This window comes from Aristophania sp. ESL1142 (genome assembly GCF_058107345.1).
Genome location: NZ_JBYLUH010000001.1, coordinates 1218468 through 1240139, shown reverse-complemented (window position 1 = coordinate 1240139; position 21672 = coordinate 1218468). Strand labels below are relative to the sequence as shown.

22 protein-coding genes and 1 tRNA gene are annotated in these 21672 nt (G+C 45.3%); 10 read left to right on the top strand and 13 right to left on the bottom strand.

Translation table 11 applies throughout. The annotated features are described in order from the left end of the window. Nucleotide 1: 1 nt before the first annotated feature. A complete protein-coding gene (rpmB, locus tag AC3B6P_RS05855; protein ID WP_489805163.1) occupies nt 2-298 on the bottom strand; it encodes a 50S ribosomal protein L28 in 297 nt (98 codons plus the stop codon). A 225-nt stretch (nt 299-523) separates the two neighbouring features. Continuing rightward, nucleotides 524-2290, bottom strand: a complete 1767-nt coding sequence (locus AC3B6P_RS05850) for an ATP-binding cassette domain-containing protein (RefSeq protein ID WP_489805162.1) — start codon at nt 2288-2290, stop codon at nt 524-526. A gap of 81 nt (nt 2291-2371) precedes the next feature. On the opposite strand from AC3B6P_RS05850, the gene AC3B6P_RS05845 reads away from it, so the two are divergent. Together AC3B6P_RS05845 and AC3B6P_RS05840 are read left to right on the top strand one after the other, a co-directional pair. Next, on the top strand, nt 2372-3226 hold the full coding sequence (locus AC3B6P_RS05845) for an NUDIX hydrolase (RefSeq protein ID WP_489805161.1): 855 nt from the start codon (nt 2372-2374) through the stop codon (nt 3224-3226). Nucleotides 3227-3272: 46 nt separating this feature from the next. Then, nucleotides 3273-4406, top strand: a complete 1134-nt coding sequence (locus AC3B6P_RS05840; RefSeq protein WP_489805160.1) for an AI-2E family transporter — start codon at nt 3273-3275, stop codon at nt 4404-4406. Nucleotides 4407-4430: 24 nt separating this feature from the next. On the opposite strand, the gene AC3B6P_RS05835 is transcribed toward AC3B6P_RS05840, so the two are convergent. The 7 genes from AC3B6P_RS05835 to AC3B6P_RS05805 all read right to left on the bottom strand — a co-directional run bounded on the left by AC3B6P_RS05835 (nt 4431) and on the right by AC3B6P_RS05805 (nt 8872). Continuing rightward, a tRNA-Pro gene (locus AC3B6P_RS05835) sits at nt 4431-4507 on the bottom strand. Between the two features lie 61 nt (nt 4508-4568). Then, nucleotides 4569-5333: a MerR family transcriptional regulator gene (locus AC3B6P_RS05830; protein ID WP_489805159.1), complete on the bottom strand. Its 765-nt coding sequence runs from the start codon at nt 5331-5333 to the stop codon at nt 4569-4571. A 17-nt stretch (nt 5334-5350) separates the two neighbouring features. Next, nucleotides 5351-5638, bottom strand: a complete 288-nt coding sequence (locus AC3B6P_RS05825) for an HU family DNA-binding protein (protein WP_489805158.1) — start codon at nt 5636-5638, stop codon at nt 5351-5353. A gap of 62 nt (nt 5639-5700) precedes the next feature. Continuing rightward, a complete protein-coding gene (locus tag AC3B6P_RS05820; protein ID WP_489805157.1) occupies nt 5701-6678 on the bottom strand; it encodes a beta-ketoacyl-ACP synthase III in 978 nt (325 codons plus the stop codon). 16 nt (nt 6679-6694) lie between these two features. Continuing rightward, on the bottom strand, nt 6695-7792 hold the full coding sequence (plsX, locus tag AC3B6P_RS05815) for a phosphate acyltransferase PlsX (RefSeq protein WP_489805156.1): 1098 nt from the start codon (nt 7790-7792) through the stop codon (nt 6695-6697). Between the two features lie 71 nt (nt 7793-7863). Continuing rightward, nucleotides 7864-8070, bottom strand: a complete 207-nt coding sequence (gene rpmF / locus AC3B6P_RS05810; RefSeq protein WP_489805155.1) for a 50S ribosomal protein L32 — start codon at nt 8068-8070, stop codon at nt 7864-7866. 199 nt (nt 8071-8269) lie between these two features. Further along, the gene (locus AC3B6P_RS05805; protein ID WP_489805154.1) at nt 8270-8872 is read right to left on the bottom strand and encodes a DUF177 domain-containing protein; all 603 of its coding nucleotides are present in this window, start codon (nt 8870-8872) and stop codon (nt 8270-8272) included. Nucleotides 8873-9042: 170 nt separating this feature from the next. Here AC3B6P_RS05805 and AC3B6P_RS05800 point away from each other — a divergent pair, with 170 nt between their 5' ends. Further along, on the top strand, nt 9043-9666 hold the full coding sequence (locus tag AC3B6P_RS05800; protein ID WP_489805153.1) for an outer membrane protein assembly factor BamE: 624 nt from the start codon (nt 9043-9045) through the stop codon (nt 9664-9666). Nucleotides 9667-9699: 33 nt separating this feature from the next. Here the strand turns inward: AC3B6P_RS05800 and AC3B6P_RS05795 are convergent, their stop codons facing one another. Next, nucleotides 9700-10179 (bottom strand): MarR family winged helix-turn-helix transcriptional regulator, encoded by a 480-nt coding sequence (locus tag AC3B6P_RS05795; protein WP_489805152.1) that lies wholly within the window; start codon nt 10177-10179, stop codon nt 9700-9702. A gap of 204 nt (nt 10180-10383) precedes the next feature. Between AC3B6P_RS05795 and rpsU the strand changes: the two genes are divergently transcribed. After that, nucleotides 10384-10587: a 30S ribosomal protein S21 gene (rpsU, locus tag AC3B6P_RS05790; RefSeq protein ID WP_489805151.1), complete on the top strand. Its 204-nt coding sequence runs from the start codon at nt 10384-10386 to the stop codon at nt 10585-10587. An 82-nt stretch (nt 10588-10669) separates the two neighbouring features. Here the strand turns inward: rpsU and AC3B6P_RS05785 are convergent, their stop codons facing one another. Together AC3B6P_RS05785 and AC3B6P_RS05780 are read right to left on the bottom strand one after the other, a co-directional pair. Next, entirely contained in the window at nt 10670-12058 is a 1389-nt protein-coding gene (locus AC3B6P_RS05785; RefSeq protein WP_489805150.1) for an ArnT family glycosyltransferase, read from the bottom strand. Then, nucleotides 12055-12525, bottom strand: coding sequence for an Lrp/AsnC family transcriptional regulator (locus AC3B6P_RS05780; RefSeq protein WP_489805149.1), 471 nt, complete (start codon nt 12523-12525; stop codon nt 12055-12057). Before AC3B6P_RS05780 ends, AC3B6P_RS05785 begins: the two co-directional genes overlap by 4 nt. 201 nt (nt 12526-12726) lie before the next feature. Between AC3B6P_RS05780 and trxB the strand changes: the two genes are divergently transcribed. Both trxB and AC3B6P_RS05770 read left to right on the top strand, forming a co-directional pair. Further along, complete coding sequence (gene trxB / locus AC3B6P_RS05775; protein WP_489805148.1) at nt 12727-13689, top strand: thioredoxin-disulfide reductase; 963 nt, start codon at nt 12727-12729, stop codon at nt 13687-13689. A gap of 183 nt (nt 13690-13872) precedes the next feature. Continuing rightward, on the top strand, nt 13873-14784 hold the full coding sequence (locus AC3B6P_RS05770; RefSeq protein WP_489805552.1) for a LysR family transcriptional regulator: 912 nt from the start codon (nt 13873-13875) through the stop codon (nt 14782-14784). Nucleotides 14785-14787: 3 nt separating this feature from the next. On the opposite strand, the gene AC3B6P_RS05765 is transcribed toward AC3B6P_RS05770, so the two are convergent. Next, nucleotides 14788-15081, bottom strand: coding sequence for an HU family DNA-binding protein (locus tag AC3B6P_RS05765; RefSeq protein ID WP_489805147.1), 294 nt, complete (start codon nt 15079-15081; stop codon nt 14788-14790). Nucleotides 15082-15710: 629 nt separating this feature from the next. Between AC3B6P_RS05765 and AC3B6P_RS05760 the strand changes: the two genes are divergently transcribed. The 4 genes from AC3B6P_RS05760 to AC3B6P_RS05745 all read left to right on the top strand — a co-directional run bounded on the left by AC3B6P_RS05760 (nt 15711) and on the right by AC3B6P_RS05745 (nt 21667). Beyond that, nucleotides 15711-17168 (top strand): carbohydrate porin, encoded by a 1458-nt coding sequence (locus tag AC3B6P_RS05760; protein WP_489805146.1) that lies wholly within the window; start codon nt 15711-15713, stop codon nt 17166-17168. A gap of 462 nt (nt 17169-17630) precedes the next feature. Continuing rightward, nucleotides 17631-19058 carry a carbohydrate porin gene (locus AC3B6P_RS05755; protein WP_489805145.1) on the top strand — a complete coding sequence of 476 codons (1428 nt, stop codon included), beginning with the start codon at nt 17631-17633 and terminating at the stop codon, nt 19056-19058. A gap of 43 nt (nt 19059-19101) precedes the next feature. After that, nucleotides 19102-19827: a gluconate 2-dehydrogenase subunit 3 family protein gene (locus tag AC3B6P_RS05750; RefSeq protein WP_489805144.1), complete on the top strand. Its 726-nt coding sequence runs from the start codon at nt 19102-19104 to the stop codon at nt 19825-19827. 67 nt (nt 19828-19894) lie between these two features. Then, nucleotides 19895-21667 carry a GMC family oxidoreductase gene (locus tag AC3B6P_RS05745; protein ID WP_489805143.1) on the top strand — a complete coding sequence of 591 codons (1773 nt, stop codon included), beginning with the start codon at nt 19895-19897 and terminating at the stop codon, nt 21665-21667. Nucleotides 21668-21672: the final 5 nt, after the last annotated feature.

The window sequence follows — 21672 nt, the reverse complement described above, 5'->3', positions numbered from 1 at the left end:
TTCAGGAAGCAGCCTTGCGTTCCTGAGCTTTCAGAATACGGCGCTTAATCACCTGCGCTTCAGGAGGAAGCTTGCGGTCAGCTGTATTGAGAAGGAAAGAATCCAACCCACCATTATGCTCGATCGTGCGCAGACCATTTGTGGTTACGCGCATACGAACAGGCGTTCCGAGAATATCTGAAAGAAGTGTCGTTTCCTGAAGGTTAGGAAGAAAGCGACGGCGGGTTTTGTTGTTGGCATGGCTGACGTTGTTGCCCGTCAGCACTCCTTTGCCCGTGACATGGCAACGGCGAGACATAGAATTTCCTCGATGCTGTGAAACGCAGGGCCAAAACCCGACGTATTCCTAAAATCAATATCTCGCGGCTTATGACGTAGATCGGAGAAAAGGTCAAGTCCTTTCAAGCCATTCTTCAGGCAAAACAAAGCTGAACTGTTTTTTACATAGCTTTGAATGCACTTTCTGAGGATAAAATCCTGATTACTGACCAGATTATTGAAATGACTATCCTTTCATCCTTTACTATTTCTGAACTGACTGTACCTCCCATAATTCCCTATAAAGCCCGCCTTTTGCCAGAAGCTCATCATGTGTCCCCCGCTCTTTAATCTCCCCTTGATCCATGACTATAATCTGGTCGGCATCCTGAATGGTGGAGAGTCTGTGAGCAATGATAAACGTTGTCCTATGAGAAGAAAGTGCCTTTAATTCGTGCTGGATTGCTAATTCCGTTTTTGTATCAAGGGCGCTACTGGCTTCGTCCAGAATTAAAAAACGTGGGTCTTTAAGAATGACACGGGCAATCGCAACGCGCTGTTTCTCGCCGCCTGAAAGCTTGACCCCCCTTTCTCCAACAACCGTGTCATAACCATCCGAGAGCGTATCAATAAATCCGGCAATATGTGCTTTCCGGGCAGCCTCTCTGATTTCCTGATCCGTCGCATCAATGCGTCCATAGGCAATATTTTCACCTATGGAACTGTTAAAAAGCAGCGTGTCCTGCGGAACAATCCCTAAAAGGGCATGCAGATTACCTAAGGCAAGATTTCTATAATCCACCTCATCAAAGCTGATCATTCCTCTGGTTGGATCATATGAGCGTGTCAAAAGACGTCCTAATGTTGATTTACCAGAACCTGTATGGCCAACAACAGCGAGTGTCGTGCCCGCTGGAATATCAAAACTGATATTCTTCAAGATCGGCCTGTCTTCATGATAGGAGAAACTTACATTCCGGCAACGAACAGATAATCCTCCTGCCTTTTTAAAATTGACCGGTAAGATAGTGGGGTCAGCTGTTTCTTTAATTTCAGGTTTCAGAGCCATAAGCTCGAGATAATTCTCAAGATCGACACGGGCATTGCGCCACCCTGCCCCGACATAATTCAACGACCCGACCGAGCTATAAACTGTCCTGAGATATGTACCGATCAGTACAAACTGGGCAACATTCAAAATACCGCGTTCAATATCCCAACCCGCCCATGCCAGGAGGGCCGTGCTTGTTATAGCAATCAGACTATTTCTTGCCAGCTGAGAACCATTAATAAGGTTCTGAAGTCGCAACTCAGCCTTTTGCAATTTTTTACAAATGGCATCATGAGTGCTGACTTCATACTCCTGGTTTCCAAAAGAGCGGACCATCTCTGCATTAAGAAGGCTATCAACAAGATGATGATGCGCCAAGCTATTTAATCTGTTTTTATCCCGGCGCGCTTGCATACGCCATTTTGTAAAAAGAAAAGAAATAAAGGCATATAAGATTAATGCCGCTATCAGAAGGAGAATATAAGACAGGCTAAAAACCTGTAAAATCACCGCAAATGTTAAAACAAGACTGACAATATTAGGCAACACATTAGAAAAAAGGAGGTCAAGAATAGAACTGACAGCATCTGCGCCTCTATCAAGCACACGGGTTAATGCCCCTGTCTGTCGACTTGCATGGAAACGCGCGCTCTGTCTGTGAATTTGCCGCACTCCAATTACCGCGACGCGTCTTTTAAGCCTGAATCTTACAGGAGCCACAAGCATGTCACGGACAGGAGAAAGCACTCCATGTAAAAAAGAGATGAAACCATATTGAGCAATCAGCAGCACAAAGGCTGAAAGCGCACGCTCAGAGCTGGAAAGCTCTGCCACCATACGACTGAAAAGCCACGGTGTTGCAACTGACGTCCCGCTCTCGAGAAAAAGTAAAATCAGTGCTAGACTGAGCTGTGCTACTTCCCGTTTCCATTGCCCTGGGAAAAGCAACCGTAACATATCTTTGGTAGGAAATTGTTGCAAACTGGTTCGTCCTGTTAATCATTCAAGCATCGGCCATACGAAGTTTTTTTATCATTTTTTCAATCTGAGATCATAAGTGTCATGCCTCATCGAATTTCCGAACAAGCCCGCCCTTTCCTTCGCCATATAGCGCAATGTCATAATGCCTGCCTTCCAGGTGATCGCTATCCTCTTTATATCCAACAGGATTTAATAGGGTATTGTGACCCTGTTTTTATAGAACTCCTGAAAGACAAATCCTTCGCTGATTTCATTGAGATCAAGCATGATTCCATATTACTAGAAGACGGCTCTGCCTTTTTAACTATTAGTGACACGCTTAAACTAAAAAAACATTATCTCCCCTTTAATGAACTTTTCGATGTTCGTACGCCTTCAGGCAATGTGATCGGACAGGTTGACAGAGCGCTCATTCCTTCTTTTGGACTGGAAGCTCAAGGCGTTCATATGAATGGTCTTGTCCTTAATGAAGAGAAGATTTTTCTCTGGGTAGGAAAACGTAGCCTCCATAAAAGGCTTGATCCAGGCAAACTGGACCATATCGTTGCTGGTGGTATGAGCAGCGGTCTTACCCCGGAAGAAACATTACAGAAAGAAGCACAGGAAGAAGCCTCCATCCCCCCCTCGCTCTCCGCCAAAGCCGAAAAAACCGGCACTATCCGTTATGCCATGAACAGATCAGAGGGATTAAGACGTGACTTACTTCACTGCTTTGATTTATATCTGCCACAAGATTTCAAACCTGTAGCGGCTGATGGCGAAGTTGAAACATTTCAGCTTTGGCCTTTAAAGAAGGTATTTGACACTGTACGCAACAGTGATTCATTTAAGTTTAATGTTAACCTCGTTCTCATAGACTTATTTCTACGTCATAAATTATTTCAGGATGAGGATGCATCCATACTTCGCCATGCTTTGAATAGTCACAATGCCTAAAATCATTTGGCCCTCTTTTTCATTTCTTTTCTCAGAGTGACACATCATGCCTGACAATTCCGATCCCTCAGATCGTATCGATTCCCTTGTCAATCAAAAGGTGGAAATCCCCCAACCTCCTGTGCGCATACAGAGACGCGCGAGGGGGATCCTAGGCCTCTGTTTCCTTCTTGCTGGGCTTTATACCATTAAGAGCTTTCTCCCAGCGCTTTTATGGGGTGGAATTTTCGCCATTTCCCTTTGGCCGCTTTATTATAAGGTCGAGAAAAAAATCGGCGTGACCTTATGGCTTCCTCTGATATTTACAACGGTTTTAGCCCTGATTTTTCTGATTCCTGTCACATTTATCGGCTTTAAACTCGTTGATGAAGTCCAAAACGCACTGAAATGGGTTGAACATATACGCGACACGGGTCTTCCGATGCCAGGCATTATTGACAGGCTTCCATTTGGCGCTACCCAGGCACATAACTGGTGGGAGAAAAACCTTTCACAACCAGATAAAATCAAGGAATTCTTTCATTCTTTGAATCTTGGTCACAGTTTACAATTTACCCGCGAGGTCGGTTCGCAGCTTGCCCACCGCTCCGTGTTATTTGTTTTTTCTCTTTTAACGCTTTTTTTCCTCCTGAAAGATGGCAATAGCGTTATCAAACAATGCCTACGGGCATCTCAGCGAATTTTCGGCTCCCAAGGGGAAAGCATTGCAGCACAGATAGTCTCTTCCGTGCATGGTACCCTTGCAGGACTTGTTTTGGTCGGTTTAGGAGAAGGCACAATCATGGGCATAGCCTACGTTATTGCCGATGCTCCCCAACCCTTGATTTTTGGTCTGATTACAGCCGTCTGTGCCATGATCCCTTTTCTTGGCTGGGTAGCTATTACGATTGTAGCGTTACTGATTATAGCCCAAGGGTCCATGATTTCAGCGATAATCGTCTGGGTTATCGGTGCCATTGTATTATTCTTGGCCGATCACTTTATCCGCCCTGCCTTGATTGGTGGCAGTACAAAGATGCCTTTCCTCTGGGTCTTGTTAGGAATTCTGGGGGGAGCTGAAATATGGGGGATTTTAGGGCTATTTCTTGGCCCAGCAATTATGGCCTCTCTACACCTCTTCTGGTCCTTATGGACCAACGGTGCCACAAGAGAAAATGTAGGACATAAGTTAAAGCATTAATAAATTAAGGAAAAACCGCAGAACTGGTCGGGCAGGCGGGATTCGAACCCACGACCCCCAGTCCCCCAGACTGATGCGCTACCAGGCTGCGCTACTGCCCGTCCTGCGGTGAGAGTTCTTTAGCAGCCTCTGGGCAGGGCTGCAAGAACCTTAAAAGATTTTCTAAGCAGAAATAAAAACTTTTTTGAGTCCTTCAAGCTCAGTCACAATCATCTTAAAGCCCAGACGCAATCTCTCAATTTCCTGATCCTGTGCAATAGCTCTTTTCTGGTCCTTGTGAGCCATCAGACTCTGGACTTCCTGCTTAAGCTGCTCATTTTCCGCCTCTACCGTCTGATAGTGAGCAATCCGTTCCTCATCATGAGCATGCACTTCATGCGCATAACCTAAATCATCATTCAGACGATTTATTTTCTCTTCAGCCTGGCTCAATAGATCCTGCAATTTCTGCCCTTCATTGACTTTAACCTGAAGATGCGCATTTTCCTGACCCAAAATAGATACTGTCTCTGATAGCTCTGTTTCGACGGCTTTCTGATGCTGATCTACTTCTTCAATTTTTTGCTTAAGTGCCTCGATTTCATGACGAAGCCGCTCATTTTCCTTGGCCAGCTCCTCTGTTATCTGGGCCTTATCACCAGGTTTAAAGATTGATTCAGTCGTAATATGTCCTAATTCTTCACGCAAAATCGGCATGATTTCATGACTTTTACGCCCCTCTTTATAGAGAAGCTCCGCAATACGCTTAATAACGGCAATATCATTTTCTGTATAACATGGCTGACCGTTTTCAGAACGAACAGACTTAAAAACAGGATAGAAATTTTCCCACGAACGCAAACGATAGGTCGGAACCCCCAACCCTTCTGCTACTTCTGAAAGAGAATAAGTCCGTTCATTCTGTACGGGAGCAGAAGATTCGCTCATGATAAAAAGCCTGCCTACTAACTAATTTTGTTAACTCTATCACGCAGTATCTGAGAAGGACGAAAAAAAGGAACGCAACGCGCTGTAATAACAGCCTCTTTTCCATTTTTAGGGTTGCGTCCTACACGAGCTGCCTTTTTACGTGTTCCAAAAGTGCCAAACCCGCTGATTTTCAGCGTCTCTCCTTGAGACAGCACCTCTATGACCGTCTCAAACATGTTTTCAAGAAAAGACGCAGCCTGATTACGATTCAAGCCCACATCCTTTTGTAATAATTCAATTAGGGAATGTCGCGTAATACTCATAATAAAACATGGCTAGCATGCTTCACGTAAGTGTCAACCGCTAATAACAATAATTTTTATAATTATAAGCGCACTAAGGCTGAACCCCAGGTCAACCCGCCACCTAGAGCTTCCATCAGAATAAGGTCATTCTTTTTGATTCGGCCATCCTTAACAGCCTCTGCCAAAGCCAGAGGAATTGAAGCAGCAGACGTATTGGCGTGACGGTCAACTGTCATGACAACCTGATCCGGCCCCAGTTTAAGCTTTTTGGCAACACCATCAATAATCCGTTGATTGGCCTGATGCGGAACGAGCCAGTCTATATCAGATTCGCTTAAATCCTGATCATGAAGTGCTTCTTCGACAGCATCAGCGAGATGGGTCACGGCATGCCGGAAAACTTCCCGGCCATTCATTTTAAGAACCGCTTTCTCTGCCTGCTTCCCTACAGCACCATCAACATAGAGAATATCTCCAAAACGGCCATCTGAATGAAGTTTCGTCGAAAGAATCCCTTCCCCAGCCGGAGCTCCAGCCTCAAGGATAACAGCCCCGGCACCATCACCAAACAACACACATGTCGTACGGTCATTCCAGTCAAGCAGACGGGAAAAAACTTCTACACCAATAACCAGAAGCCGCCTTGCCTGACCTGATTTAATAAAAGAATTACCCATTGAAAGTGCATAGATAAAACCAGAACAAGCAGCACTCACGTCAAAACCAAAACCAGTCTCCATGGAAAGCGCTGCCTGAACACGCACCGCAACTGATGGGAAAACCTGATCAGGTGTCGAAGTCGCAACGATGATACCGTCAATGTCAGAAGCTTCAAGACCGGCAAAGCTCAGAGCATCCCGAGCGGCCATCATTGCCATGAAAACGCAGCTCTCATCTTCTGATGCGATATGACGTTGCCTGATACCTGTCCGTGCACGAATCCACTCATCCGAAGTGTCAATTCTCTGAGCAAGCTCATCATTTGTTACGATATTACGGGGTAAATAAGCCCCTATACCGCTTAGTCTTGCATTTCCCGCGCTAACGGCTTCTTTCATGACGAGTCTGCCCTGTTTATTTTTCACTTTTTTCGGAAACTATTACAGCTCCGACTTGCTCCAGTCTCGCCCGGATTTTCTGATTGATATCACTTGATACAGCATCAACAGCAACATCCAATGCCGAGGCGAACCCCTCAGCGTCAGCACCACCATGTGATTTCACGACAACCCCGTTAAGCCCAACAAAAAGCGCCCCATTATAACGACGCGGATCAATCCACTCTCTCATACGACGCAATCCAGGACGTACAAGGAGGTATCCTAACCTTGTCAGAAAAGATGTCTGAAAAACTGAACGTAATAGACCAAAGGCAAGCTTTAGAGCACCTTCACCTGTTTTTAGTGCAATATTGCCCGTAAAACCATCAGTCACGACAACATCAGTTGTGCCAGCTGTAATATCGTGACCCTCAACAAACCCATAATAATTAGGTGCCAAAACACTTTGTTTCAGGCGCTCTGAGGCTTCTCTGAGCCTCTCATCGCCTTTAAGTTCTTCCGCCCCTACATTGAGCAAACCGATAGAAGGCTCACGCAATCCTAAAGCTGCCTGAGCAAGAGCCTCGCCCATAATTGCAAATTCTACAAGGTTGCGTGCATCACAGGCAATATTCGCCCCAAGGTCAAGCATGATGACATCCCCCCGCGCAGAGGGTTGTACAGCGGCCATGGCAGGACGTGAAATACCTGGAAGTGTCTTGACGACGATCTTGGCCAAAGCAAGCATAGCCCCGCTATTACCTGCCGATACAACACCACGCGCTTCACCGCTTGCTACAGCATCCATAGCAATCCGTAAAGAAGAGCGCCTCACCCGCAAGGCAGCAGTAGGCTTCATGTCCATGGCAATACTGTCAGGAGCATGCCTGACATCGCAAATTGATGCAGCTTTTTTATATCGACCTAGCGCCTGATTGAGGATGGTCTCGTCACCAATCAGAAGGACCCGCACACCAGGATGACGCACAGCCATGATCTCGAGACCGCCTAATACAATCTCGGGAGCATAGTCTCCTCCCATAGCATCAACAGCAAGAGTGTAAGGCTGTGATGAGGAGGGATTTTCGTCAACTGCGCCAGTTTGTAACTCGACAGCAGATACCTCATTCATGAGCACAGTCCTCAACCCTTTATACAGCTTTTATCCTGCCTGTCTCAATACAGACAGGATTGCGACCTTTTTTAGGCGCGTACTGCCGTTTTCAGAGCTTTCCCTTCGCTCGATACGACTTCACGCCCATCATAATGACCACAGTGACTGCATACATGATGAGGGCGTTTTACTTCACCGCAGTTTGAACATTCAGCATAAGCTTCTGTACGCAATGCCAGATGGCTGCGACGCATACCACGACGGGACGGCGACGTCTTTCTTTTAGGAACGGCCATGTTTTTCTGCCTCTCTCACTGGGGTTTCTCAACCCGCACCTTTCTGAAACTACCTTCTCCGACATGACAGAGCCGGGGTCTGGCAATAAATATCTCGTACGCCATTATAATAATGCGACGCTCAAGCCGGCGGCTCTAGCAGAAACATTCCCTTCATGCAAGGGATTACACAAATCCTGCAAACCACCACTGGCTTCTTTTAACCTTTTTTCTTCATTTCTTTCAACTGGCTTAATACAGAAAATGGCTTTTCTGTTCTTCCAGAGGCAGGCTCATCATCTGGAACCGCATCGACAAAGTTATTTAAGCCTTCTCCCTCCTTCCTTGGGTAAGGATCAAGAGCAAGGGCCAGCTGTTCAGAAGCAGCTTCCCCCAGATCTATCGTCCGCCCCTCATAAGGAACTTCGTCATAATCAGCAGCAAGAAGAGCCTCTATATCAAGCGACTCATCTGGAATCATCTCATCACTGGGCACAAAACGAAGTGTGAATATCTCTTCAATCTGCTCTTCAACCGGTTCATTTGTAATGATGCAGCTCTGCACAACGCATGCCTGCAACTTGCCTTCAGCTGCTACCCTCTCCTCAGGAAGTGCGTTCAGGACAAAAGAACAAACCAGGCTTTTTACTTCAACCAGATTAAATCTTTCCGCCAAAGCCGACCTTTCAGCAGGGGTTGCTTCGATAAACTCCTCAAGCCCCCTGTTAATCTGTAAAAGAGTGCGTTTGCGCGAAAACTCAGGTTCTACCTTCTGGATCTTTTTAATATCCTGTCCACTCAAAGAATGATCATGTGACGCCATAAATCTCTCAGCCTTGCCAACCCTTAATATGCAATAATCACTTTTCCATAGCCCTTAAGCTATGCTATCGGTTCATCGTAGCGTGAAAAAAGATTGACATAAAGCTATTGGTCAGGCACCCCGAGAAGCTGAATAACCGCTTTTAAATATTGCAGGAAGCGCACCCTCTTATGAACAGCGAAACTCACTCCATGAATTCCGGCAGCTACAATAACGGTTCCTGTTCTGTAAATCATGCAGAGCGCCGCGTTAAATACAAAAAACGGGCATGTTCTGCTTTTCTGCTTGCTGCATTTTTTGTGGCTGGAGGGTGCTCTGTCGTTTCACCGCCTAAGATTCCCCGTGGCTCTCTGGTTGAAGAATACGAATATAAACAGCTTGTTCCCGGGACCAGTACACGCGACGATGTCCTGAATCTTATCGGCTCACCTACTGCGAGAGGCACATTTAACGACGATTCGTGGTACTATATCACCCTTACGAAAAATCTTGTGCCTTTGGATTTTCCGGCCACCAGAAAACAGGAAGTCCTTGTTCTAAACTTTGATCAGGGAGGTGTTTTGAGAAATATGCACGTCCTTCATCGCAAAGATGGTGTCAAAGTTTCGATGGCTGATGGTGCCACGCCAACACCTGGGACTGATATTTCTGTTATACAGGAACTCTTGGGAAATGTCGGCAAATACAACCCTATGAATGCCATGGGCAGCACCTTCGGTGGTGGCATGGGCGGCGGTATGGGAGGTATTGGACAAGGCACTGGCAATGGTGGTGTTGGCAACTCCATTCAGTAATTAGCCTTTACCTGATTCTAACCGCCTGTTTTTCTATTTTTGCAGAGTGGATAATTCATTCAGCACTCTGCGAAACCCTTCAACGGCAGCCCCATCGACGCGCTTATAAGCAGCGCTGAGATGCTCCCTGATAAGCTGGAAAAGTTCCTTTTCCAGTTTTTCGCCTTCTTCAGTCAACTTTAAAGGGCGTTTGCGCCTGTCCTGACTATCATGAAACTGTCTGACCAGCTTCCTGTCTTTCAGATCGCTTAAAGCACGCCCCAAAGACTGCTTTGTGATCCCCAGCATTGATTGCAGCCGTCCAGGCGTCAGATCTGGATAGCTCTTGATGAGAAATAAGATACGCTGATGCGCTGCCCCAATACCGAATTGGGCCATATGAGCATCGCAATCTGCACTCAATCTACGCCACGCCAGCAAGAAGACCTCGAAAGAGCTCCGAACAGATTCCTCACGTAAATAAAGTTGATTCTCTGCCGTAGATGAACGCTCATTTAAAAATCTTATCGTCACAATTAACTCTCAGGATTCTGTCTGGAGACAGAGACATAACCGAAATAAAACCATTATGCACCATAGAGCGCCATATAGAGACACAGAAACTATTGTTTCTAGAGTGGGAATATGGTAGCGGTCTTTTCCAGTAATTATTTTGTCTTTTCAGGTTGTAATCCTGTCTGTCCAGACACCGACCCGTTTTAAGGAGATGACGCCACCGTGCAGGTTCTCGTTCGTGACAACAATGTCGATCAGGCTCTTAAAGCCCTCAAGAAAAAAATGCAGCGTGAGGGTGTTTTTCGTGAAATGAAACTTCGCCGGCATTTTGAAAAGCCTTCAGAGCGCCGCGCTCGTGAAGCAGCGGAAGCAGTACGCCGCGCTCGTAAGATGGAGCGCAAACGCGTCGAGCGCGAGGGCTTCTAAGCCTTTCACTTGATAGTGCGTTTAGGGAAGCTGCCTGAATTCAGGCAGCTTTTTCTTTTTTAGCGGGTCTATTTTATAAAGCCTATTTGACTACGTAGCCTTGAACGTGAGGCAGTCTTTGTAAACGATAAGAACGTAGCACACGATTTTTGAAATATCGGTCAGCTATTTCTTCTCCCCGCTCCGTAACAGATCGCTGTTCAGAGATCATTAAGGCTGCCATCGAAGAAACCATCTTCGGCTCTCCCAAATAGTTCCAGCGCTTATCAGGACTTACGACAGGAAACGCACCCTGATCATGATAGGCAAGGATAGATGCCAATGCGTAATCCTCCACGAAAAGAGCCTGACAATGCTCTTCTTTTGCGCGAGAAATCAAGCTCCTAGTCAAATCATGCCATCCTCTTGTCTGACGTGCTATAGGATCCCAATGCGCTGAAAAGGATAATGGCGCATATAATCCCTGCACAGCAAGCCCAATCATACAGATAAGAGACAGCCCGATAACCCATGCGCGCCCTCTTGTCATAAAGGCTCCTGCCAGGGCAAAAGCAGGAAACAGGACAGCGGGCCAATTTGCCTGTACACGTCCCCCAAAAGCATGGACCGTCAGAACAATCAAACCTGGTAAAATCAGCCAGAATAAAAAAGGTCTCTCCTTTCTTGCAGAAAGGAACCCCTTAAAACAGACCAATGCAATCAAGGGTGTGGCGAGGCCAATCTGCCCTACCAATAATTCAGCCATAAAGTTTAATGCGCGCTCAGGATGCCAATCATTGACACGCCCCCCCTGCTTTAAAAATCCTGCCCATTGATGTTGGGCATTCCAGAAAATAACAGGGCTGATTGTAAGTAAAGCCACACCTCCCCCAAGCCAGGGTGCGATATGCCGCAAAACTATGGGTTTCTGGAGCAACAAATAGCATCCAGTCCCCGCTACAAGAAAAGCGGCTGTATATTTCGCGTCAAAAGCCAGGCCGAGAGCAAATCCGGCAAAACTCCACCAGAATAAACAGGCACTAGTTTCTGAAGTGCCTAATGCCTTTATAAATCCCCAGAGAAACAGGATCGTAAAAAAAAGTAATGGCGTATCGGGCGTCATAACGACCATCCCGAAGCCAAACATGATTGTGCCATTCAGAAGAAGAGCCGCATATAAGGCATGCCCTCCTCCACGTCCGTAAATCCGACGTGCCGTCATGAAGAAAATGGCCGTTGCCAAAGCTGCCGTAACTGGCCCCAGAAACCTTATACCAAAAGGGTTATCACCCCATAAGGCTGTACCAAGCCTGATCCACAATGCCACCATAAAAGGGTGGTCAAAGTAACTTGCCTGAAGGTTCTTCGACCACAACCAGTAATAAGCCTCATCTGGACTGAGAGGTAAACAGGCAGCCAGAACGAAACGCAATAAGACCAGCCCAACCAGTAAAACAACCGGTAGGAATATCTTGATCTTCCCCATACTCATGGTTCAAGAGGAATACCTGGACGGTCGCAACTTGTTCTGATTGTCTGAAAACTCTGGACGCGTGCAACGGAGGGGTGATCAATCAGATTCCGTGTCAGCTGGTTCTGATGGTCCACGTCTCGGGCAATAAGACGTAACAGAAAATCCTCCCCACCCCGGATCATGTGACATTCGCGTGCTTCAGGCCATGTCCCTATTTCATTCTCAAACGATTCGAGCACTGTCCCTTTTTGGCTGACCAACCCTACAAGCGCATAGAAACTGATCGGCCACCCCAGACGCCCTGCATTAATACGCGTTGAGAATCCCTCTATAATTCCCAACTCTTCCAACCGCCTCACCCGCCTTAGACAAGGAGGCGCAGAAATATTGACACGCCGTGCCAATTCCACATTGGTTATTCGGCCATCCTGTTGCAGCTCGAAGAGAATATGACGATCAATATCATCCAATTCTATCTTTTTCATGGGACACTCAAAACGTTATAAGAGATTGAATCAGATCGTCTCTGACAGAAAATATATGTGTTTATTATAAGATATGTCTTATTTTGCGCAAGAAAATTACGCATAAATTTAATAGCATAAGAGCGTCCCTTCATCTAATCTTAATCACTTCCGATTTGTCACCATATTCAGCTTATCCTCAGGAAGGGATTTAACAACATTATGCAGAACAGCCACCGTACAAAAATACTGATTATTGGAGCAGGACCGGCCGGTTATACGGCCGCTATCTATGCCGCTCGTGCGGGGCTGGAGCCTATATTAGTCACTGGTTTACAACCTGGTGGACAACTGACCATTACTGACGAAATCGAAAATTACCCCGGTTTTGCTGCACCTATACAAGGGCCTTGGCTCATGGAACAAATGCGCGAACAGGCTGAGCAGGTTGGCACTCAACTAATTTATGATCTGATTTCTGAGGCTCACCTGAAAAAAGGGCGTGATGCTGAGGGTTATTTTCATTTGAGAGGAGATAGTGGAGACCATTATCTGGCCCAGACAATCATCATCGCCACAGGCGCACAGGCACGCTGGCTAAACATCCCTTCTGAAGAGAAATTTCAGGGCCATGGTGTTTCAGCCTGCGCCACATGCGATGGCTTTTTCTATCGTGGAAAGACAGTTGCTGTCGTTGGTGGAGGAAATACAGCTGTCGAGGAAGCTCTTTATCTGACCCATCATGCTGATATCGTGCATTTAATTCATAGGCGAAACGAGCTAAGAGCTGAAAAAATCTTGCAGAAACGCCTTTTTGAAAATCCAAAGATCAAAATTCACTGGAACAGGGAAGTTAGCGAAATAAAAGGAAGCGGAACCCCTGAAGTTGTCACTTCAGTGCTGCTGACAGACACTCTCAACCCTACCCATACAGAAATACTTCCTGTTGATGGTGTTTTTATCGCAATTGGACATAAACCAAGCATCGGTCCCTTCCGCGACGAAATTGCCTGTGATCATGAAGGATATATTATAACCACACCAGGAACGACACAGACTTCAATCGAAGGGGTTTTTGCGGCAGGAGATATCCAGGACAAAATCTATCGGCAGGCGGTGACTGCCGCTGGCACAGGTTGTATGGCTGCCCTGGAAGCTGAACGCTTTCTCGCTCTCCTTCCATAAAAATTCCTTTATATTAAGAAAAGGTACCTAGAGCTTGAATCAGTCCATACACTGGATTAGTTAGGTAGAAATCACATAATCTGAAGCTTAGCGAGGCCTCATAATAAGTGGCGCGCCATAACAGGGACACTTATGAGCAAATCTGAAGAAAGCTGCTGCGGAGGACTATATGATGCTCCAACAATGGACTGGGACAAGCTCCGCATTTTTCACACTGTTGCAGAAGCTGGCTCCTTCACCCATGCGGGAGACCGCCTCAAGCTCAGCCAGTCTGCCGTATCACGGCAGATTTCAGCTTTAGAAGACGTCTTAGGTGTTTCTTTATTCCACCGACATGCCCGTGGTCTTATCCTGACAGAGCAAGGGGAACTACTTCACCGAACGGCCAAAGAAGTTTTCTCAAAACTTGCATTGGCTCAAGCATCCCTCTCGGAAAGCCGTGAACATGCAAAAGGCAAGATAAAAGTCACAACCACGACTGGTTTTGGTTTCTCATGGCTCATGCCACGCCTCAGACGTTTTATGACCCAACACCCTGATGTGACGATTACATTACTACTCGAAGATAATGACCTTGATCTCAGCATGAGGGAAGCTGACGTTGCCATCAGATTGCACCCTCCTACCCAATCCGATCTGATTCAGCGTCATCTAGCCAGCTTCAGTCTGCCTGTTTATGCTGGACGTAATTACCTAAACCTGCATGGTGCCCCTCAGAAATTAAATGACCTTGCAGAGCATAATCTGATCGGCTTTGCCGGGCAGCATTTACCGCTCCCTCATGTAAATTGGCTCGTCGAGCATTTACTGAAAGATAAGATCATTGCGAAGCAGAATGTGCGTTTAGCGGTCAACAACATCTCGGCCATAGGACACGCCATTGCAACCAATATCGGTATTGGCGTCCTCCCCGAATATGCTGCACAAGCCTATCCCGATCTTGTAAGGATTCTCCCTGAGATACACTGTCCTAAAATGGATGCCTTTTTTGTTTATCCAGAAGAACTAAGAACCTCGAAAAGGATCTCCGTTTTCAGGGATTTTCTCCTTGAAGAACTGAGCGAACTCAACACGAAATCGCCGTCCTTTTCATAGATTTTATGACTCTTCGTGCATCATATTAACTTTTTCCCGTAATTTTTTGCCTGCTTTGAAATAAGGAACCCTTTTCTCAAAAACTGGGACCTTTTCTCCTGTTCGTGGGTTTCGTCCTTCATGAGCGGAATGTTTTTTCAAACCAAAAATACCAAAATTACGTAGCTCGACCCTCCGATCTCCATTCAGAGACTCCGAAATATGCTCCATGACCTTCAGAAAAGAGGTCTCTACCCTGCGAGGATCAATCTCTGGCATCTGACCGATCAACCGGGCAATTAATTCTGCCTTTGTCATCTCTAAGGTTCCTTTCTGATCATACAGAGTCTCTAAATAATTCCGAGACGGGAAGGAGGCGTGGACAAGCCTAGCCAGAAAATAGATTTTAAACAAAACATTTTTTGTCTTTCTCAATACGAGTTTTACAATTTTCCTTTATTTTCATGAAAAAACAAGGACTACATATCTGTTCATAAAAGTTACAGAAAAGTGATGGCGCAGGATTTTTTACATTTTCACGACTTTAAAATGGTGACCATCCCATCAACCATAAAGCACTACAGAATATTATTACTTGGCATATTATTGATTGAACATTCATTCAAAATATAAAAAATGCTGCCCCATATATTATCGATCTATCCATCAGACATATTATCTATGCTTGGAGAGATCTATTCAGCAGCATTATTTGCAAATAATAAACAAATATTATTGTATATTTATGTTGTAAACTTATTTATTTAAATAAAATTCCCATATAAATAGTCATTATAAATTTATTATACAATATAAATACATAGAGTACACGATTATGTTACATCGCAAATACTTGCAATTATCAAAGAATGACTCTTAATCTTTAAAAATAATTTGGAGGTATTTTTATATCTCTGGCGTTACTACTTTAATAGAGTCTGTTAGGTATGCGTCATTTACTATTAAAATTTTTCCTGCTCCTAGGGCTCAGCTCTGCTCTACCCCTGATCGCTGTACGAAGCTTTGCCGGGAGTTCTGAAACAGAAGGCTCATCCCCTAAAACAGTTATAAACATCACCAAGACACCCAAACCCTATAAGGATGTAACAATAGCCCAAATGCTGGGGCTACAGCCTATGTCTGTGCATGACACAATGCCTGACGAAGATATCGGTCACTTCTTCGACCACGATGCTTATGGCAATTTCCGCCGTAATCTCATTAAAAAAGGTGTTACGATAGATATCTTTTACTGGCCGGAATATATGGCCAATGTCTCTGGTGGCTTACGTCAGGAAGGTGTCTATGCACATGATATCGGCGTTCTAGCGACTTTTGATCTGGAAAAACTTTTAGGATTTAAAAACACTTCTATCGTTCTAGCAGGCACAGAACGTGCAGGCCGCTACCAGTCAGGCGATGTGTTTGCCGATAATGTCTATAATCCTGCCCAGATTTATGGGGCCGGTGGAAACGTGGCATTCCATCTGATTTATTTCTATCTACAAAAGACATGGATGAATAATCGTATCCGCTGGATCATAGGCCGCTATGCCACCGGCCTTGATTACGATTCTTCCATGTTACTTTGTAGCTTTAACGGCCTTACTGTCTGTAACCAACCCCGTACTGCAACGACTATTAATGGTTACTCTTCATGGCCTACCTCTGCATGGGGCACAAATATTAAAATTCGCCCAACGAGAGACACCTATATCATCCCCGGAATATTTACTTCAGAACCCCTTCATGGTGGCACAGCAGGCACGAATTGGTATTCTGCATCAGGAGTTGCTCTTTACGGAGAAGCAGGCTGGGAACCCGAATTTGGTGCTGACAGACTCAATGGGCATTATAAAATTGGCATGATGTGGGATTCGTCCCCCCTGCCCTATAATTGGGCTTCAAAGGAAACAGGCATCCCTGGCACACATCATGGACAGACAATGGCATGGATCATGATTGATCAAATGATCTGGCGCCATGGCAACAATTCAACGTCTGGTCTGATCCTTATCGGCGGTTTTACACATCTGACATCTTCAGTCTCCATGGTTTCAAACCAATGGTATGCGGGCTTTCTTGATTTTGGCCTTATTCCTTCACGTCCCCTTGATGGTTTTGGGATCGTTTTTTCAAAATTCTATTACGGAAAAAAAGTGGAGGCCGCTTATCAACCTTTCACCACCATGTCTCAGAAACTATCCCTTTCGACGCTTGACAGCCTCATGCAGCAGAAACCCCTCATGTCTACACATGAAACCGCCATGGAAGTCATATACAGGATTTTTATCACGCACGGCATTATATTCACGCCGGAATTTCAGTACTTATGGCGCCCCGGGGGCACTGGAAAAATCAAAAACTCTCCAATTGTTGGATTTGATTTACGTGTGTTCTTTTAATTATAAAAACTCAAAATAAATTTTCTAAAAAACTGAAACTTAAAAAACAATATATAATATAAAATCATAATTTAATCTGATCGCAACAAAAAAAATAGGCATATCCTATATAAAACATAAGTTATAATTATAGAGATACCCGTATATAATATTATGATCTGCATAATGTAAGATATGCAAATTTTTTCAGTTCGGACGATAATAAGCTTAATATATAAATAAAAATTAAAAAATATAAACATAATTTTATCTAAAATAACTATTTTTACACGTATTATTTATTTTTAAATAATAATTTCATAATTTCCGATAGATATAATAAGAGAAATAACACACGATGATGTGACAGGTACAATGCTTGCAACGAATAAAGACTCTGTTTTAGGTTTAATAAAGAGTTCAGGAACGGCTAGTCTGTCCTCACTCATAATGACATCGTTAATCTGGCAGAGATTGTAGGGTATGCGTCATATACTCCCGAAAATTTTCCTTTTATTTGGCTTTGGCGCAAGTCTATTAGCATTTGACCTACAGAATTTTGCCGGAGCAGCAGAGTCACCATCAACATCCAAGAAACCTTATAAGGATTTCACAGTAGCTCAAATGCTGGGGCTACAGCCAATGTCAGTCCATGATACGATGCCTGATGAAGATCTGGGGCATTTTTTTGACCATGACATATATGGCGATCTGCGCCGCAAACTTATCAAAAAAGGTGTGACGATTGATATCCATTACTGGCCTGAATTCATGGCCAATATGGCTGGAGGTCTACGACAGAAAGCAGATTATGCACACCAGTTTGGTTTTTCAGCGACCTTTGATCTGGAAAAACTTTTTGGTCTTAAAAATACCTCTATTGTCTTCGCAGGAGCAGAACGTGCTGGACGCCGTCTCTCAACCGATGTTTTCGCTGATAATGTCTATAATCCATCCCAGATTTATGGCGGTGGGGGAAATGTTCTGTTCCATCTGATTTATTTTTATCTGCAAAAAACATGGATGAATAACCGCATCCGGTGGATCATTGGGCGCTATGCCTCAGGCCCTGATTATGATGCGACTTCCCTACTTTGTAGCTTTAGCGGTGGGGCTATCTGTAGTCAGCCGCGCGCTGCAACATTGATTAATGGTTATGCCTCATGGCCCAGCTCTGCATGGGGAACAAATATTAAATTCCGCCCGACAAGAGATACATTCATAGTTCCTGGTGTGTTCACTTCAGAAGCACAACATGGCGGTACAGCAGGTACAAACTGGTATTCAGCCACAGGTGTTTCTTTACTTGGTGAAGCAGGCTGGGAACCAGAATTTGGTGCTGACAGACTCAATGGGCACTACAGAGTGGGAATTATGTGGGATTCTTCCTCACTTCCCTATAACTGGCCCTCACGCGAGACAGGCGTTCCTGGTTCCCACCATGGACAGACGATGGCATGGATCATGGTTGACCAGATGATCTGGCGGCATGGTAACAACTCAACTTCAGGCCTCATTCTCATAGGTGGCTTCACACATTTGACCTCGTCAATCTCGACGATTTCCAACCAGTGGTATGCTGGGTTCCTGGACTTCGGCATGATTCCTTCCCGCCCGCTTGATGGCTTCGGCCTTGTTTTCTCGAAGTTCTATTACGGAAAAAACGTCAAAGCCGCTTATCAACCATTCACAGCAGCAAGCAGAAGGTTCTCACTTTCAACGATTGACAGTCTTGTGCAGCAAAATCCTCTCATGTCCACACATGAAACAGTCATGGAGGCAATTTACAGAATTCACGTCACAAATGGAATCATCTTTACACCGGAATTTCAGTATTTCTGGCGTCCTGGCGGAACTGGAAAAATCAAAAATGCACCTCTTCTCGGTTTTGACATGCGCGTTTTCTTCTAATTCCAGAGCAGAATCCTAAAGAACTATTTCAAAGGTGGTCATCATGATTAAAAACATCACACGCAGAACACTTATGGGCTGTGCTGCTGGATTTGGCAGTTTAAGCCTATTGGGCAACTCATATGCCGCAATCGTGCAAGGACGTCTCCCATGGAGGGCGGGATTAACCAATGCACCACGCTATGGAACGTCTCCGTCAGATGGCAATTTTCTCACCAATGAAGAAAAAACAAGCCTGACAGCAATTGCGGACCGTCTTATTCCTGCTGATGAACTCAGCATAAGTGCCAGCCAGGCAGGCTGTATTGAGTTTATTGACCGCCAGCTTTCTGGCCCTTATGGGCGTGCTGCTTCCCTTTACAGGCTCGGTCGTTTTATCGAAGGGACTGCCGAACAAGGCACCCAGCTTTCCAGTACACCGGCAGAGCGTTATCGCACTGGATTGCGAGATCTGAAAGCTTATTGCCAGAAAACCTATCGCAAGACTTTTGAAGCTTTAACGCCTCAGCAGCAAGATTCTATTTTATCTGACCTAGAAAAAGACAAGATCGAATTTCCTTCCATGAAAGGAAAAATCTTTTTTGAGCAGGTTTTACAGAATGTGCGCGAAGGTTTCCTTTCTGACCCGATCTATGGCGGCAATAAAAATATGGTGAGCTGGAAAATGATTGGTTTCCCGGGAGCCCGCTATGATTACCGCGATTATATGGACGTCAAAAACAAGGATTTAAATTTAAAGCCTGTCAGTCTTCTCGACAGAATGCTCTGACATTCATTGATAACGTCTCACTAATGCAGTTCCCAACCATGAAACTGCCTAATAAAAAGAGAGTAAAATGGTTAAAAAACGCTCTAAAACAGATGCCGTAATCGTTGGACTTGGGTGGTGCGGTTCATTGATCGCAGAAGAGCTGACACGCGCTGGTCTCAATGTCGTTGCGATTGAACGTGGCCCCTGGGTCGAAAACTCCATTGATTTTGCTCCTGCTGTCGATGGTGATGAACTTCGGTGGGATGCCAGGAGGTCTATGCTCCTTCCACCCGCCATTGAAACGACAACTGTACGCAATAACCGCTCCCAAAAAGCACTCCCTATTCGTGACTGGAGCATAAATGAATGGGGCTATAATGTCGGCGGTTCCGGGACTCATTGGGCGGCCATGGCATGGCGCTTCTCTCCTTTTGATTTTCAACCTTATACGCAGACAATACAGCGTTATGGCATAAAACAGCTTGTTGAAGGACTTATCGTCCAGGATTGGGGCGTCACATATGATGAGCTGGAGCCCTATTATGACCGTTTCGAGAAAATCGCCGGAATATCAGGAAAAGCCGGTGTTTTAAATGGAGAAAAAATCGAGGGAGGAAATCCTTTTGAAGGGTCACGCTCAAATGAATATCCTCTACCGCCGCTCAAAGCTTCATATTTGATGGATGTTTTCACCGAGGCAACTGCCTCAATGGGATACCATCCTTTCATCGTACCAGCAGGTCATACATCAAGAGACTATATAAATCCGCTTGGCGTCCATATGGCGCCCTGCACCTATTGTGGCTATTGTCTTTATTACGGATGCGGAAACTGGTCCAAGGCAAGTCCGAACGCCTGCATTCTGCCGGCAATTATCAAACGCCCTAATTTTACAGTTTTGACTGAATCAGAAGTACTGCATGCAACATTAGCTGATGATGGGAAGACAGCTACAGGTGTCCGTTACCTTGACAAGGCTGGTGAAGAATGGGAACAGCCTGCTGATATTGTCATTTTCTCTGCATTTCAGATGCAGAACGTCCGCCTTTTACTTCTCTCAAAAATTGGGCAGCCATATGACCCTGCCACTCAGGAAGGTGTTGTTGGGCGGGCTTACTGTTTCCAGACGGTTTCTGGCGCTAATATCTTTTTTGAAGATGAAAAATTCAATCATTTTGCCGGAGCTGGCGCGCTCTCCTCACAGATTGACGATTTTAATGGCGATAATTTCGATCATTCAGGTCTAGGCTTTATTGGTGGAGCCGGAATTCTAGTCGTTTCAAGAGGATCTCGCCCTATTGGCAACGCAGACCTTCTTGAACCAGGCACACCACGCTGGGGCTCTGAATGGAAAAAAGGCTATAAACATGCCTTCCAGAATGCAACGGGCATTTTTGGCCAAGGCACAAGTTTTTCAACCAGAGAAGCCTATCTTGACCTCGACCCTGAATATAAGGATCGCAATGGTCAACCCCTTTTACGGATGACTTTTGAATATAATGACAATGACCGGCGTTCAGCAAAATTTGTTGAAGACCGCAGTGTCGAAATTGGCAAGAAAATGGGCGCCCGCACTGTCGTTGGAACGAACTCTGCTGCCAGCAAATTTACGCCTTATAATTTTGCCTCAGATCACACAATTGGTGGTGCTGTCATGGGAACAGACCCCAAAACTAGCGTGCTTAATCGCTATCAGCAGGTCTGGGATGTTCATAATGTCTTTGTTCTGGGAGCGTCTTCATTCCCCAATAATGCTGGGTACAACCCGACTGGGACAATCGGTGCGTTAGCTTTATGGACCGCGCGCGCCATTATTGACCAATATATTAAAAACCCTGGACCATTGGTAAAGGCCTAACAATC

Coding starts and splice junctions, on each gene's coding strand:
- AC3B6P_RS05760 (WP_489805146.1), top strand. CDS start 15,711: ATGCGTCATTTACTATTAAAATTTTTCCTGCTCCTAGGGCTCAGCTCT.
- AC3B6P_RS05770 (WP_489805552.1), top strand. CDS start 13,873: ATGGACTGGGACAAGCTCCGCATTTTTCACACTGTTGCAGAAGCTGGC.
- AC3B6P_RS05805 (WP_489805154.1), bottom strand. CDS start 8,872: ATGGCGTCACATGATCATTCTTTGAGTGGACAGGATATTAAAAAGATC.
- trxB (WP_489805148.1), top strand. CDS start 12,727: ATGCAGAACAGCCACCGTACAAAAATACTGATTATTGGAGCAGGACCG.
- plsX (WP_489805156.1), bottom strand. CDS start 7,792: ATGAATGAGGTATCTGCTGTCGAGTTACAAACTGGCGCAGTTGACGAA.
- AC3B6P_RS05845 (WP_489805161.1), top strand. CDS start 2,372: ATGCCTCATCGAATTTCCGAACAAGCCCGCCCTTTCCTTCGCCATATA.
- AC3B6P_RS05750 (WP_489805144.1), top strand. CDS start 19,102: ATGATTAAAAACATCACACGCAGAACACTTATGGGCTGTGCTGCTGGA.
- AC3B6P_RS05765 (WP_489805147.1), bottom strand. CDS start 15,081: ATGACAAAGGCAGAATTAATTGCCCGGTTGATCGGTCAGATGCCAGAG.
- rpmF (WP_489805155.1), bottom strand. CDS start 8,070: ATGGCCGTTCCTAAAAGAAAGACGTCGCCGTCCCGTCGTGGTATGCGT.
- AC3B6P_RS05800 (WP_489805153.1), top strand. CDS start 9,043: ATGAACAGCGAAACTCACTCCATGAATTCCGGCAGCTACAATAACGGT.
- AC3B6P_RS05755 (WP_489805145.1), top strand. CDS start 17,631: ATGCGTCATATACTCCCGAAAATTTTCCTTTTATTTGGCTTTGGCGCA.
- AC3B6P_RS05745 (WP_489805143.1), top strand. CDS start 19,895: ATGGTTAAAAAACGCTCTAAAACAGATGCCGTAATCGTTGGACTTGGG.
- AC3B6P_RS05820 (WP_489805157.1), bottom strand. CDS start 6,678: ATGAAAGAAGCCGTTAGCGCGGGAAATGCAAGACTAAGCGGTATAGGG.
- AC3B6P_RS05825 (WP_489805158.1), bottom strand. CDS start 5,638: ATGAGTATTACGCGACATTCCCTAATTGAATTATTACAAAAGGATGTG.
- AC3B6P_RS05780 (WP_489805149.1), bottom strand. CDS start 12,525: ATGAAAAAGATAGAATTGGATGATATTGATCGTCATATTCTCTTCGAG.
- rpmB (WP_489805163.1), bottom strand. CDS start 298: ATGTCTCGCCGTTGCCATGTCACGGGCAAAGGAGTGCTGACGGGCAAC.
- AC3B6P_RS05785 (WP_489805150.1), bottom strand. CDS start 12,058: ATGAGTATGGGGAAGATCAAGATATTCCTACCGGTTGTTTTACTGGTT.
- AC3B6P_RS05840 (WP_489805160.1), top strand. CDS start 3,273: ATGCCTGACAATTCCGATCCCTCAGATCGTATCGATTCCCTTGTCAAT.
- AC3B6P_RS05830 (WP_489805159.1), bottom strand. CDS start 5,333: ATGAGCGAATCTTCTGCTCCCGTACAGAATGAACGGACTTATTCTCTT.